This window comes from Rhodopirellula sp. MGV, assembly GCF_002251265.1.
GTDB classification, from domain to species: domain Bacteria; phylum Planctomycetota; class Planctomycetia; order Pirellulales; family Pirellulaceae; genus Stieleria; species Stieleria baltica_A.
Window position 1 is genome coordinate 19,069 of sequence record NZ_NPDI01000044.1, and the last position, 13,272, is coordinate 32,340.

Consider the following 13,272-nt stretch of genomic DNA (forward strand, 5'->3'; position numbering starts at 1 on the left):
CCGGAACGGGCCCAAATCGTTTGCTTTCTGGACGACAAACGGAGGTAGGCACATTATGGCGGGGGCCATCGCGGAATCAAGCCGCATCACTGCGATTGATGCACCTTGGGATTACTACGCGGATGACTTGCTCCTTTCGGTAACTCACCGAATCGAGAACGTTATCAGGCTGGAACAATCCAAGGATGAGCCAAGTTTCTTGGCAAGCCAGACGTTTGACCGAATCGTCAAACTGTACTTTCAAGCGTTCGACATGGCACTGAGCCGCGGGGCGGGCGTTGTCAGCCTTGGCGATAGGCTCCACACAAGCGACGGCGAAATCCAAGGGCGTCTTGAATCGTTCGAGGATCACTTTCAGCTTGGCGGCGGAATCCTTTCGTTGTGGCATGAAGAACGGGGAACGAAGCTTGCCCAGTCTGAGTTCTTATCCAATGGTGCCGACCTTCTCGACGACGTGGTGAACGGCATGTTGGCCGGCAAGGCCGACGCGTTGTTTGATTGCGGCGAAGCGTTGGAAGACATCGAGATTGGCCCAGGGCTACTGACCATCATCGGGGCACCGCCTGGACGCGGAAAGACCGCATTGGCACTGCAAGCCGTCTATGAGGCGGTCAGTCGGCAGGATGGACTTCAAGCCGTTGTTGCGTCTTTGGAAGTGTCCCCCGCGACATTGCTCAAACGGCGGTTGGCGGCGTTGCTCGGCGTGTCGTTTGACTCCATCCGGTTCAACCGCCTGACGGAATCACAGCGGCAAAAGCTTTTGAAGCTGGACGACTTCCGGCGGACCTTGCAGAGCGTTGGTTTTCTGAAACCGGAGCGTTCTGGACTCGGCGACCTGGAAACCATGTTGCAGGAGTTCGACCGGCCTGGATTGTTGCTCATGGATTACATCCAGCTTTTCGGGGCGGAGTCAGCAACGGCGGCGGAACGCGGGGCCGCAACGATGGCGACTGCCCGGCGATTCTGCGAACGCGGCTGGGCCGTGGTAGGCGTCTCGGCGGTTGCGCGGGCCAGCTATGGCAAAGGAGGCGTTGGAAGCTTCCGAGACACGTCAGCAGTGGAGTACAGCGGCACATCGTGCTATCTGCTTGAAGAAGCCACCGAGTACGAGGACGAAGACAACAAGCCCGCCGTGCGTGACATGGTGCTGCGATGCTTGAAGAACCGCAACGGAGCCCTGAAAAGCATCCCTCTGACGTTCGACGGGCCTCAAATGAAATTCAGTCGGCAGCTCAACTTCTCACCGGAATTGGAGAAGTGGAACGGGACGGACAACGAGGGCTTTTGATGGAACGGACACCGCTACCCCGCTCAAACAAAGGCAAGAGCGCAAGACGCTGGACGGATGGGCGTCGACTCCAAGACGAAGTTATCCCCACACTACCGAACGCCGGTTGCGTTGCCGTCTTCTGGGCTTGCTGGTTCAACGCCGAGTACACCGAGCGTGGTCACTTGGTCTTTGACCTGACCAGCACGCAGCTAGCACCCCTCGCCGGACAGAACGCCCGGTCGGTTGAAAGGCATCTCCAGACGCTTACCAACGGGGGTGTTTTTGCGACCAGAAAGGGAGGTTGCAACAAGGGCGGAAGGGCACTCGGAGCGGAACGCCGAATCACTTTTCAGCCATTCAAAAACCTACGCACTACTGCGTAGGTATCGGAAAAAAAACCTACGCAGAATCGACACTAAACCTACGCAGAATCGACAGTAAACCTACGCAGTACTGCGTACCTCTCATAGACAAAGGCATTACGAGGTCGTTTTTGACGCTTCGCTAAACGCCGTCGTAAGTGGATGAAAAATCATGAAGGACCGACCCGGTTTCCGCATCGAATTGCAAGCCGACTCACCGGACGATCGGCGGACCATTCGGGAGCTTCGCCACATCATCAAAGCGTTGCTTCGCGGCTATCACTTTCGATGCCTGGCCATCCGGGCACTCGAAAATACCACTGAGGAAAATAAAACGTAAATATTTTCCGTGGCTGGATTCTTGGTGTCGCTGCTTCTCGCTGCAATCTGCCGAGCAACACCCGACCTCACACCTATCGCAATGTTTGACAGTTCCCGATTGTCGGTAACGATACCGCAATCGACCGCAAGCAAGAGAGCACACATGGACGACCAGGAACTACCAATCGAACGCCCGAAGCTTGGCATCATGTTGCCGAGATTCACTGAGCAAGAATTGGCGATGCTCGGTGAAGCACTTTGCATCGAAATGGCAAACCACCGCGAGTATTGCCAGTGGTTGCTGAACATGGTCTTCAAGGAAGTCCATCGACGCCAAACACCAGGCACCGAAGCAGAGATGGAAGTGACGCCGATCTGGGGTGCAACCGAGATGGGGCCCGTTCTTCTGGGGTCTTACATCTTTCTGCGTATTGCGTTCCCTGATCGTGTTCACGAGTTCTTGGAAGCTGTTGATATGCACATCGTCGCAAGTTCGATTTCACTGCTCAACCAAATCGGAGCCCAGCAAAGTGCCTGATAACGATCGCTTCATCGAAGCCCCTGAAATCCTGGAAACGCTTGGCTTTTCCGATGACACGCTTTACCGCCTCATTGCTACCGGCAAGTTCCCTAAGCCCCTGCGGCTTGGCATTCGCAAGCGAGTTTGGTTGCGTGCAACCTTTGAACAACACATTCAAGACGCGGACCCAAACCGCGACGAAACTTCCGAAGCCAAACAGGAGGCTTGACCAATGGACGGTTTGCAAAATGCAAAGTTTGTGCAGGTGATTGCACCCGGTGCGATTGTTGACAACGCATCGTTCACGACTGCCGAGATTGATACGGCGGGCTATGACTACCTGACGCTGATTTGCAACGTCGGGGCCACCGATATCGCAATGGCAGCGATGAAGCTTCAAGCGAGTCACGAAACAGGAACCGGGTTCGTCGACGTTGACGGGCTCGACATGGACGGCGATACGGACGCATTCGGCGGTACCGCAGCACTCCCAAGTGCAACCGATGACAACTCGCTGGTTGTCTTCCAAGCGGACTTGAAGAAGGGCAACTATCGCTACTGGGATCTGGTTGCCACGGCTGGCGACGGGTCGACCGGAACCTACCTCTCTGTCGTCGCGATTTTGACCGAAGGCGAGCGGGCACCGAACACGGCCGCACAGTACGGCGTTGAAACTTTGTTGCGGAACTAAGGGGAATTGGCGAAATGATTAAGACGCTGAATAGCAAAGAACTACGTGAGGAAATCCGCGAACTCGAAGCACGCGCCCTGGCGATTGGCCAGCTGGCGGAAGCGGAGGACCGAGATTTAACCGCACGGGAGCAAGCGGAGTTTGACTCCATTTGCGGCAAGGGTGACCCCAATTCGGCGAACTATGTTCCCGGCGAAATCGACAACCTACAACAAGATTTGGTCCGGGCAGTGAACCGTGATAAGGTCCAAGCCAAGATTTTGTCGGACCGAGTGGCGTCGGGGCAAGTTCGTTTTGCGAGTGACGAAAACACCCGCAGCGAGAAATGGCAAGTCAACGCCCAGGGCAACCGCTACGCAATCCTGGACAAGCAGGACCGCTTTGCCGATTACGTCAGCACTCCATGCAAAGACGCATTTGGACACGCGGTACTTGCTTACGCTTTTGGGCCTTCACGAGACACGCCCGAAGGCGTGGTCAACCTTATGCGTGAAGGCAGCGGAGCCGCAGGCGGTTACACCGTTCCAGAACAAATGCTGGGCGAAGTGATCGACTTGGCGCGTGCAAAGTCTGTCCTGATGGATGCAGGCGTGCGGACGGTTGCGATGACAAGCGACTCGATGAATATCCCTACGCTTGAATCGGACGTTGACGTTGAGCTACGCGGCGAAGGTGAAGCTATCAGCTTCTCCGAAGTGACGATTGGACAACGCAAGCTGTCGACTCGAACGGCTGGGTCTATCACGAAGTGTTCACGTGAGCTTTGGGAAGACTCGCCGACCCTCCTTGCCGCACAGTTGCAAAACTGGATGGCAACTCAAATGGCCAAGCAAATCGACTCCATCGGCTTGAATGGCTACACGTCGAAGCCGCATGGATTCTTTGGGACCGAGGGCATCAACTCGACGGATTCGATTGGCGATATCGACTGGGTGGACGTGTCCTCAGCGGTGACGCGAATCCGCGTGAACAATCACGAGCCGACCAGCTTCGTCATGCACCCAACCGTGCACGATGCATTGTTCAACATCGAAACCGGTGATGGGGAGAACTCGGCACGCGGTTGGCTGGAAGCACCGCCAACGATTCGGGGCAAGCAGTATCTTCCGACGACCAATTGCCCAGCGGGCAAGATGGCAATCGGAGACTTCTCCAAATACTTCATGGGTGTTCGCACTGGCATCGTTATCGAGGTCAGCCGCGAAGCTGGAAACGCTTTCCAGAACCATGAAGTCTACATCAAGGCGACTGCCCGCTTTGACTTTGTGAGCGTCGATGATACGGCGTTCGAAATCCTGACCGGTATCACCGTCAGCTAGCGAACCTCTCTGTCTAGCAACTCGTTGTTGCTCGGCGTTCTTGGCTGGCTGCACTAGGGAAACCTGATGCAGTCAGCCTTTCAATTCAACGGTGAGGCTATGGCATTACTCGACCAAGCGGTTTTGAGTGCGTTCAACGGGAACGAGGCAATTGGGCTCGACGACATCGTGAGTCATTGTGCAAAGCCCGATGACATCGAACAAATGCGGCCAGCGGTTGAAATCATCATCAACCAGTTGGTTGCACGCAATGTTGTTTACAGCGTAAGCGTTTGCCCTGGATTGTTTGTGCTCGCACCGAAGCACAGGCCAGCAGCAACCAGCAACGTGCAGCGTGGACGCATCAGGGGATGAGAGACACCGGGGGGGCGTTTTTTCTGAGGGGTCGAAAGGCCACGACCTATCGTTGTCCCTTTCCGTCCGTGCGTGCATCAAAATGATTTTTTTCGAACAGGTGTTCAGGTAGTCCGATGGCGAATCTTAACGCTCTAACTCTCCGCATCAATGCTTCCACAGAAGGCGTTTCGAGGGCCGTCCGTACGGTACGCGGCGACGTGGGACGCATCAACGGGATTCTAAGGTCGACGGCAACAGCGAGCGACCGAGCCAAACAAGCCCAAGAATCGCTGGGAAACGTCTGGCAAACGGGTGCGATCACGGCAGAAGAGTATGAACGTGGCTTGGCGGCAATCAACAAGCGATATGGGGAGCAGTCCGAGGCATCCAAGCGGGTTGACCAGTCTTTCAACCGCATCAAAGGGCTGATTGACTCGACGACTCCACAGATTGAAAAGTCGAAGGAGCAATTCCGCGACCTGCACACGGCTTTGCGATCGGGGAAGATCACCCAAGAGGAATACACGCGGGCACTCGCCAAAGTCAAAGAGGAAACGCGTCGGTCCAAGGACGAACAATCGGGAGCAGCCGAGGCGGCACGTCGGCAGGAAGCTTTGCAACAGCGGGTGCAGGCGGTTTTGAATCGAGCAGCACCAGCGGCACACCGGCTTTCGGTTCAGATGCGTGAGTTGCGTTCGGAGCACCAGGCGGGGCGAGTATCGGCAGCGGATTATCATCGCGCGAGTCAGATGCTAACGGCCCAGATGCGGCAAGCTACGCAGGCATCGAAGCAGGCCCAGTTTGAACACCGGCGACAGTCCGAATCGTTGCGAGACCTCGCCGTGAAGGCAGGCGTTGTGACGCTGGCCTATCGCGGCGTGAGTAGTGCTCTCGGCGTGTTCAAGCGAGCGGGGGCGACTGCACTGGGCCTCGAACAGGCCACGATTCAATATGAAGTCTTCACCGGGTCGGCCAACAAAGCGAAACGAATCATTGAAGACCTAAAACGTCTCGATGCCGATTCGCCCATCTACGGATTGCCGGAGTTGCAGCGGGCGGCACAAGCGATGCTCGCCTATGGGGTCCGGAGCGAAGGGGTTACCAAGCGAGTAGGACAGCTTTCAGCAATCTCGGCGGGCAACGCGGATGCCATGCAACGGCTATCACTTTCCTATGCCCAGGTTGCCGCCAAGGGAAAGCTGATGGGTGAGGAAGTCCGTCAATTTGTCAACGCCGGATTCAACCCGTTGCAACAGATCGCGCAAGACACGGGCCGCTCGATGGACGACCTGACGGCGGCAATGGGTAGGGGTGAAATCTCCCTCGCGATGGTTGAACGGGCGATGGACAACGCGACGGGAGCCGGCGGAAGGTTCTACGGCATGAACGACAGGTTGGCGGCATCAACCGGCGGTGCAATCGCTCGATTGCGGAACGTCGTTGAAGTCACGGCGGTGGACGTCCAGACGAAGTTCTTTCCGGCGGCACGGCTAGCTGCGAACTCGCTTTCCAATTCGATTGAACGGACTCGAATGTGGGCGACCTCGCTTTCGCGTGGTCAGCGGAACATGATTCTGTTTACTGCGGCGGTTGGCCCCGGTTTGGCTGTGATGCATCGCCTGACACGCATCATTCCGGTGATTGTTGCAGGCATCCGAAACTGGACGAAGGCGCAAATTGCTCTGAACGCGGTGATGGGCCCCGGCGGATGGGTGAAGGCCATCGGCGGTTTCGCACTGGCAGCCGGGTCCGTGGTGGCGATTGACTACGCCCTGCAGCAAACCACGACGACGGCGGAACAAGTCGCAGCGGCAGCGGGAAAAGCCGAATCGAACTTCAAAGGCATGGCGGCGGCAGCGGAGCGTGCGGCCAAAGCGAGCAACGCATTCGCAACAACACGAAGCGGTGGACCTGACATCGACAAGGGCAGGCTAAACCGATGGCTGCACGAGCAAGAAGCCGCAAAGGCTCGCGTTGCCCAGGTCACTATCAACTCGATGGAAGAAGCTAACGCAAAACTGCGTGAGGAACAACGTCTTCGTGGGGTGACCGAGACGCAGCGAGAACGCGAAGCGTTGATTGCTCGGGGTGCAACAAAAACGCAGTTGCTCAACCTTGCCCATCAGCAAAAAGAGCGTCAGGTTCTGCGCGAAATCGAGGCGGCAGAAAAACGCCGGGTAGAGCTTGCAAACAAGCAACTTGACCTAGCCAAGCAGCGACGTGACTCGATTATCGGCGAACGCAAAAGCCTTGCCGATGACGCGAAGCGGGTGGCCGAATCTGTTCGGAGCCCGATTCAGCGGATGACGGATGAGCTAACGCGATTGGAGCGGATGCGTCAGACCGGACTGATTGACAAAAGGACATTTAACGCGGCTTCGGGCGACGTTGCCAAGGGCTTCTCGCAGCAACAGTCGATCAAAGTCGAACTGCCACCAACGATTGGCAAAGGCAGCCGTGAAGAATACCAGATGATCGCTAAGGCCCAGAACGCTGCGGCCCAGAAGCAGGCGAACGAGCATACGCAAAGGATGGCCCTTGCCACCGCACACAAACAGGCGGCCGTCGAAGCGACAAAGGCGATTCACGAAAGTAATCGGCTACTCAGTCGGCTGGAAGAAGCTATTGAGAGGCAGGACGTGGGAGGAGCCGTTTAACTTTTCGGACTTGACCACGCAACCGACACGGGCAATACTGGCCTCGCTGTCGGTGTCGCCTGGAAACGACACAGACTTGGCTACGGCTTCAAAACGCCGTCGCGACAAACGCATTGCTTACACCTTCTGAAAACATTTGAGAAATGACAAAGCCGCAAGATTTGTGGGGTCCATGCAAAGCCGCCTGCACTGGCAGGTATGTTGGCCAATGGCCAGCAGGCGATGCACCCGACTGGGCGTAAGCACCCGGTTTCCAACAGGTCTTGCGGCTTTGTCGTATGCGTTCGTGATTTGTGCGCCATGGCGCACATTTTCAGCGCAAGGAATCAGTCATTCGATGACTACCACAAAGCCCAAAGTGAAGAAGATTACGCCAGAGCTTCGCCGCACCCACATTGAGATGATGGCCCGGCAGATTTGGCACACGCTCGAAACAGCCCAAGAGCATTGCGACTGGCAGCAGCACCGGATTGCGTGGCTAACCGTGTCGTCTGTTTGGGTGCCATTGCTCAACGTGATTCACTTCCGACAAACGCTAGCGAAGAAGCCAAACGACCCGCGTTCAACTCGCATTGTTGAGAGCATCGCAGCAACTCGAACGCTGTCCCCGGATGCTTTGACGCGGATGCGTGAAGTCGACCAGATGATTGTCATGGACCAGTCATCAATCGAGAACATCGAATTGGCAATCCGATGCTGCAAAGAGGTCTTGGAACTCACCGAGAGCCACTCGCAGAAGAAGAAACGCCGCAAGGAAGTGGAAGCCAATAAAAAAGCCACCGACACGGGACGCATGCAGCGAATGGTGACGGCGGCTACTGGATTGCTGACGTTCGGCTTGTCGTCGAACAGCTAACGCTTTGATCCGCTAGGGGCGGCAACCCCTAGTGTTTGGGTACCGGCGGGGTGAGGACGTATCACGGCGATGGGATGCGTTTTTCTCTGCCGGTGCCTTCAATCTAGTTTGAAGGTGGACGGTTTGCAAATGGTGGACAATGGCTAGCATCACAAAGAAGGCGAACGGGCGGAAGGTCATCCAATTGGTTTGCCCCGATGGGAAACGTCGGTCAATCCGACTGGGCAAAATCGACATGGCCGGTGCGAAAGATTACAAGCACATGATTGAGGCTATCGCCTCGCGGCGTTGGGGCGGGCTTCCGCCGACTTTGCCGCAAGTTGAATGGCTGAACGAACTCACCGACGACGTACACGAACGGCTAGCATCGTGCGGCGTTGTGTCGAGCCGCATTCGAATCAAGCTCGATGAAAACCGAGTACCACCGCTCGGTGAATTTATTGACGGGTACTTGGCGAAGCGTACCGACTTGAAAAGGTCGACGTTGGAGCAGTACAGCTACACCCGGCGGTTGCTGGTTGAGCACTTCAAGGCCGACACCGACATCGGCGACATCACACCCGCCGACGCGGAAGACTGGCAGCGGTGGATGAAGGCTTACGTTTGGAAGCCAGCGAGCGATACCACCGAAGCGGTGACACTGGCCCCCGCGACAATCAGCAAACACACCAAGCGAGCAAAGACGATATTTGGCTACGCGGTCAAAGCTCGGTTGATAGCTGAAAACCCGATGGACGGCATCAAGTGCAGCGGGGAAGTGAATCGGGACCGGGATCACTTCATTGACCGAGACGAGGCCGAAAAGATTCTCGATAGTTGCCCGGACCACATCTACCGATTGGCGTTCGCGCTTGGCCGCTATGGTGGTTTGCGAATGTGCGAAATCCTGACGCTGGAATGGTCGGATTGCAACTGGGCCGACAACGAATTGATTGTCCGCAGTCCAAAGACGGGAACGCGATACGTGCCAATGTTCGCAGAGCTTCGCCCGTACCTGGACCAATCACACGAGCTTGCCGACGATGGGGCAAAGCGTTGTCTTGGCCGGTTGGCGGTGACGACGAATCTCGGCGTTCAAATGATGCGTTACGTTCGGCAGGCCGGAGTCAAGGAATGGAAGAAGCCGTTCCAGAATTTAAGAGCGACGCGCCGCACAGAGCTTGAAGAAGAGTTCCCAAGTCACGTTTGCGATGCGTGGTTGGGGCACTCAACGAAGGTCGCGAAGGGCCACTATTTGCAAGTCACCAAGGCTCACTTAGAGCGTGCGATTGCTGCACCAGAAAAAGCGGTGCAGAAAGCGGTGCAGTAGATAGCGGAAATGAGCAGAAATGCACCGCAATGTGCACCGCCCCAAATAAAAAAGCCCGTAAAACCAATGGTTTACGGGCCTCAGAGCTACCCCGCTAGGACTTGAACCTAGAATGACTGAACCAAAATCAGTAGTGTTGCCAATTACACCACGGGGTAGTGGCTGCTGCTTGAGCAGTCCGCGAAGTGTAGCAAATGCTTCGCGGTTGCCAAATAGGACTCGGTCACTTCTTGGCAGGTTCGGGAGAAATTTTTTGCTGGCGTGTTGGTCACTCTGTGCTTTTGCCCTCCCAATACGAAAAACGCGAAGGGTCGGAACCATCGCGTTTTGATTCATTCCCACCTGTTAGGGATTCGAGTGGCCATAGGTTGTGGCCATCTGCCGGACCGAGTCTGCGATCGTCGCGCGAAACTCGTCCGGTCCGATGATTTCGGCGTCGGCACCGAGCGACAACACTCGCGGCAAGATCTCTCGCGGATGCGAAGCCGGCACTGTCAGCATCGTCGTTTCCTCGTCAATCTCTTCGAGCGTTTGCTCAGGATGCCAGGGGTCTTCGCGAACATACGCTGCGCTGCGTTTGCCGAGCTTGATTTGGACTTTGGTTGGTGAGTCACCGGAGAAGATTCCGATGCTGCTGCCCAGGTATTTCGCCAAGTCGATCTCTGGATCGGCTTTGAAGTATTCGTCAAGCAAACGCGCTTGATGGAAGCGGTCGAGTTTCCAGTTTCGCAGCCGTTCGTTTTTTTCTAAGTTGCGTGTGTCGTCTGCTTTCGGTGTCGCGGCGACGATATAGATGCTGCTTTGGTAAACCGCTAAGCCGTACGGTTCGATCTTGCGTGTCGAAATCGGTTTTCCGATCGATTGGTAATCGATTTCGACTAGCCGGTGTTCCAGGATCGCGCGGTTGATTGTTTTCAACATGCCTTCTTGGCGCTCGTAGGTTTTGTACGGAGAGCCAAAGACATGCAGCGCCGCGCGGTAGCGGGCGTAGTGGTCGAAGACGCCGTTGGGAACGGCTTCTTGGACTTTGTTCCAGAACGTTTCGATCCCGCGCCAATACTGTGTTCCCATCAACGGGTAAAGCAGTTCGCGACCGATGGAAAGTGCGATCAGTTCGGTGGAGCTGATCCCGATTTCGTGGACGTCGGTGGTGTTCTGGCCCAGTTTGAAAACGCGTCCACGCTGGACTGTTTCGGACTGGATGTCGAATCCTGCCGCCTGCAACGCCTCGATATCGCGGCGAACGGTTCGCTCGTGAAGTTTGGTCAGCCCGAGATCGGCGACCAGATCGCCACGCAATTCATCCAACGTGCGGCCAAACCTCGAAAGTTCGAGCAGTTGCAGTAACTTGTGCTGGCGGATGAGCTGTTCGTTTCTTGCCATCAGGAACTCGTTTTCCCGAGTTGAATGCGAGAGGTGGGTGACGTGGTCGCCCAGATTGTATGGTCCATCAAGGCGAGCATTCTAGGATCCCGGGCGTGGAAGGCAAACCTGTCCGGCGAACGAGCGTCTACCGTAGACTAGCGATTCTTCCGCAGGCCAGTGTTGCCGTGCGTTTTTGCCGGGAGAACCGGCTCTGGAACGAGTTCCCCCCTCAGGTTGTTTGAGGAGTGCCGCAATGTGATGTGGTTGGGAGCCAGGGCGAGAGAGAGCAGCGCGTAGAAATCTGAGTTGTAAAACCCGGCCGAGCACGGGAAATGGTCACTCAAATCGTTCGCACCGAGCGTTTTGCGGTGATTCTGGCATTGGAGCCCTGTTTCTAGGGCGAACGGGCTGACGAAGTCTTGCGGAGCCTGTTCCCAAAGTGTCGATTGTCGTTCATGATGACGACTTCAGGCACTTCGTTCCCCTTTTCCGCATAGCTGATGTCCATCGTCCCCGAATTTGCTGCCGCACTCGCGAATCACCACATCGAACTCGAAGAAGAGTTGGCGTTGCGATTGCAAGCGTATGTGACAGACATGTGGGACTGGAACGAGCAATTGAACCTGACTCGTCACACGACCTGGGACCTGTTCGTCGGTCGCGATTTACGTGACTGTTTGCAGGTTTCGAAAGTGATTTTGCCGGGTGAAGAAGTATTAGACCTAGGCAGCGGCAACGGCGTCCCTGGAATACCGCTCGCGATTTTGCGTCCCGACATTGAAGTCTCGCTGGCCGAGTCGGTTGCCAAGCGTGCCAATGTACTTGGCGAAATGGTCGCCGAGTTAGGGTTGCCAGTTCCCGTGTACGCATCACGCGGTGAAGAGCTGCTCGACGATTTTCGTTTCAGCACTTTGATGTGCCGTGCGGTTGGCAGCATCGCGAAGCTATGTCGTTGGGTGGAGCCGTACTGGAGCAACATTGATCGAATGTTGTTGATCAAAGGGCCCAAGTGGATCGAAGAACGCAAGGAGGCACGTCACCTAGGCTTGATGAATGACCTTGAACTTCGTCGCATTGTCGCGTATCCGTTGGGTGACGACGCCGAGCAAAGCGAAGGCGCGATTTTGCAAGTTTGGCCTCGCGGACGGCAACTGCAGAATATCTTTCCCGAGCAATAGACGCGGCCGCGTTCAACGGAAACCTGCGTGTGCGCAACAAAAAAGGCCGACACGTTTTTGTGCCGGCCTTTTATTGGATTGCAGCTTGTCAGCCCAATGTGGCGTGATCAGCTGTAGTTTGGAGTTGGCGGACGGTAGTCGCTGAGGTTGATCGATTTGAACCATTCGATCGTGCGTTCCAGTCCGTCGGCAAGCTTGATCTTGGGTTCCCAGTTCAGCTTTTCTTTGGCCAGCGAAATGTCTGGGCGTCGGCGGGTCGGGTCGTCTGAAGGCAGCGGACGCTGGACCAGTTTGCTGGACGAACCGGAGATTTTGATCACGAGTTCGGCGAGTTCTTTGATCGTGAATTCGTCGGGGTTGCCGATATTGACCGGACCGATGAAGTCGGGGGTGTTCATCATGGTGATGATTGCGTCGACCAGGTCATCACGGAAACAGAACGAGCGGGTTTGCGAACCGTCCCCGAAGATCGTGATGTCTTCACCGGCGAGAGCTTGGCGAATGAAGTTCGAAACCACGCGACCGTCAAAGGGGTGCATGCGTGGTCCATACGTGTTGAAGATTCGCACGACGCGGACATCAACTTTGTTGCTGCGGTGGTAATCCATGAACAGCGTTTCGGCTGCCCGTTTGCCTTCGTCGTAGCAAGCGCGAATTCCGATCGGATTGACGCTGCCGCGATAGTCTTCGGTCTGGGGATGGATTTCCGGGTCACCGTACACTTCGCTGGTGCTGGCTTGCAAAATGCGAGCGCCGCAGCGTTTGGCGATTCCCAGCATATTGATCGCCCCCATGACGCTGGTTTTCATCGTCTTGATGGGATTGAACTGGTAGTGCCCGGGTGCGGCCGGGCAGGCCATGTTGTAGATCCGATCGACTTCGAGAAAGATCGGCAAGGTGACGTCGTGGCGGACCAATTCGAAGTTGGGGCGGTCGAGCAGGTGCGAAACGTTTGACTTTTGACTGGTGAAGAAATTGTCCAGACAGATGACATCGTGCCCTTCGTCCGTCAATCGTTCGCAGAGATAGGATCCCAAAAATCCAGCGCCGCCGGTGACTAGAATTCGTTCAATCATGTGGTAGTGGTG

The 13,272-nt window shown here is 56.0% G+C and carries 13 protein-coding genes and 1 tRNA gene; 11 read left to right on the plus strand and 3 right to left on the minus strand.

All coding sequences use genetic code 11. From position 1 onward, the window contains the following. Positions 1 to 55: 55 nt before the first annotated feature. The 10 genes from CGZ80_RS15855 to CGZ80_RS15895 all read left to right on the plus strand — a co-directional run bounded on the left by CGZ80_RS15855 (position 56) and on the right by CGZ80_RS15895 (position 9,641). The gene (locus CGZ80_RS15855) at positions 56 to 1,288 is read left to right on the plus strand and encodes a DnaB-like helicase C-terminal domain-containing protein (protein ID WP_094416174.1); all 1,233 of its coding nucleotides are present in this window, start codon (positions 56 to 58) and stop codon (positions 1,286 to 1,288) included. Between the two features lie 516 nt (positions 1,289 to 1,804). Continuing rightward, positions 1,805 to 1,972, plus strand: a complete 168-nt coding sequence (locus CGZ80_RS28015) for a hypothetical protein (protein ID WP_158222722.1) — start codon at positions 1,805 to 1,807, stop codon at positions 1,970 to 1,972. A gap of 81 nt (positions 1,973 to 2,053) precedes the next feature. After that, positions 2,054 to 2,491, plus strand: coding sequence for a hypothetical protein (locus CGZ80_RS28020; protein ID WP_158222723.1), 438 nt, complete (start codon positions 2,054 to 2,056; stop codon positions 2,489 to 2,491). Then, a complete protein-coding gene (locus tag CGZ80_RS28025) occupies positions 2,484 to 2,702 on the plus strand; it encodes a helix-turn-helix transcriptional regulator (protein WP_158222724.1) in 219 nt (72 codons plus the stop codon). The genes CGZ80_RS28020 and CGZ80_RS28025 overlap by 8 nt, the downstream gene beginning before the upstream one ends. Before the next feature lie 3 nt (positions 2,703 to 2,705). Continuing rightward, a complete protein-coding gene (locus CGZ80_RS15870) occupies positions 2,706 to 3,164 on the plus strand; it encodes a hypothetical protein (RefSeq protein ID WP_094416180.1) in 459 nt (152 codons plus the stop codon). 14 nt (positions 3,165 to 3,178) lie between these two features. Beyond that, positions 3,179 to 4,483, plus strand: a complete 1,305-nt coding sequence (locus CGZ80_RS15875) for a phage major capsid protein (protein WP_094416182.1) — start codon at positions 3,179 to 3,181, stop codon at positions 4,481 to 4,483. 66 nt (positions 4,484 to 4,549) lie between these two features. Further along, complete coding sequence (locus tag CGZ80_RS15880; protein ID WP_143543963.1) at positions 4,550 to 4,837, plus strand: hypothetical protein; 288 nt, start codon at positions 4,550 to 4,552, stop codon at positions 4,835 to 4,837. Between the two features lie 116 nt (positions 4,838 to 4,953). Beyond that, entirely contained in the window at positions 4,954 to 7,476 is a 2,523-nt protein-coding gene (locus tag CGZ80_RS15885) for a tape measure protein (protein WP_094416186.1), read from the plus strand. A gap of 337 nt (positions 7,477 to 7,813) precedes the next feature. Beyond that, positions 7,814 to 8,332, plus strand: a complete 519-nt coding sequence (locus CGZ80_RS15890; protein ID WP_143543964.1) for a hypothetical protein — start codon at positions 7,814 to 7,816, stop codon at positions 8,330 to 8,332. Positions 8,333 to 8,471: 139 nt separating this feature from the next. After that, a complete protein-coding gene (locus tag CGZ80_RS15895; protein ID WP_094416190.1) occupies positions 8,472 to 9,641 on the plus strand; it encodes a tyrosine-type recombinase/integrase in 1,170 nt (389 codons plus the stop codon). Positions 9,642 to 9,727: 86 nt separating this feature from the next. Here CGZ80_RS15895 and CGZ80_RS15900 read toward each other — a convergent pair. Together CGZ80_RS15900 and CGZ80_RS15905 are read right to left on the minus strand one after the other, a co-directional pair. Then, positions 9,728 to 9,799: transfer RNA gene (locus CGZ80_RS15900), tRNA-Gln, on the minus strand. Between the two features lie 187 nt (positions 9,800 to 9,986). After that, positions 9,987 to 11,024, minus strand: a complete 1,038-nt coding sequence (locus tag CGZ80_RS15905; RefSeq protein ID WP_094416192.1) for a helix-turn-helix transcriptional regulator — start codon at positions 11,022 to 11,024, stop codon at positions 9,987 to 9,989. 482 nt (positions 11,025 to 11,506) lie between these two features. Here CGZ80_RS15905 and rsmG point away from each other — a divergent pair, with 482 nt between their 5' ends. Next, a complete protein-coding gene (rsmG, locus tag CGZ80_RS15910) occupies positions 11,507 to 12,184 on the plus strand; it encodes a 16S rRNA (guanine(527)-N(7))-methyltransferase RsmG (RefSeq protein ID WP_094416194.1) in 678 nt (225 codons plus the stop codon). Positions 12,185 to 12,291: 107 nt separating this feature from the next. On the opposite strand, the gene CGZ80_RS15915 is transcribed toward rsmG, so the two are convergent. Continuing rightward, positions 12,292 to 13,260: a UDP-glucuronic acid decarboxylase family protein gene (locus CGZ80_RS15915; protein ID WP_094416196.1), complete on the minus strand. Its 969-nt coding sequence runs from the start codon at positions 13,258 to 13,260 to the stop codon at positions 12,292 to 12,294. Positions 13,261 to 13,272 lie beyond the last annotated feature (12 nt).

Excerpts from the sequence above, each read along its gene's own strand:
- CGZ80_RS28015 (WP_158222722.1), top strand. The coding sequence starts at position 1,805 with ATGAAGGACCGACCCGGTTTCCGCATCGAATTGCAAGCCGACTCACCG.
- CGZ80_RS15870 (WP_094416180.1), top strand. The coding sequence starts at position 2,706 with ATGGACGGTTTGCAAAATGCAAAGTTTGTGCAGGTGATTGCACCCGGT.
- rsmG (WP_094416194.1), top strand. The coding sequence starts at position 11,507 with ATGTCCATCGTCCCCGAATTTGCTGCCGCACTCGCGAATCACCACATC.
- CGZ80_RS15855 (WP_094416174.1), top strand. The coding sequence starts at position 56 with ATGGCGGGGGCCATCGCGGAATCAAGCCGCATCACTGCGATTGATGCA.
- CGZ80_RS28020 (WP_158222723.1), top strand. The coding sequence starts at position 2,054 with ATGTTTGACAGTTCCCGATTGTCGGTAACGATACCGCAATCGACCGCA.
- CGZ80_RS15895 (WP_094416190.1), top strand. The coding sequence starts at position 8,472 with ATGGCTAGCATCACAAAGAAGGCGAACGGGCGGAAGGTCATCCAATTG.
- CGZ80_RS15875 (WP_094416182.1), top strand. The coding sequence starts at position 3,179 with ATGATTAAGACGCTGAATAGCAAAGAACTACGTGAGGAAATCCGCGAA.
- CGZ80_RS15915 (WP_094416196.1), bottom strand. The coding sequence starts at position 13,260 with ATGATTGAACGAATTCTAGTCACCGGCGGCGCTGGATTTTTGGGATCC.
- CGZ80_RS15880 (WP_143543963.1), top strand. The coding sequence starts at position 4,550 with ATGCAGTCAGCCTTTCAATTCAACGGTGAGGCTATGGCATTACTCGAC.
- CGZ80_RS15890 (WP_143543964.1), top strand. The coding sequence starts at position 7,814 with ATGACTACCACAAAGCCCAAAGTGAAGAAGATTACGCCAGAGCTTCGC.
- CGZ80_RS15905 (WP_094416192.1), bottom strand. The coding sequence starts at position 11,024 with ATGGCAAGAAACGAACAGCTCATCCGCCAGCACAAGTTACTGCAACTG.
- CGZ80_RS15885 (WP_094416186.1), top strand. The coding sequence starts at position 4,954 with ATGGCGAATCTTAACGCTCTAACTCTCCGCATCAATGCTTCCACAGAA.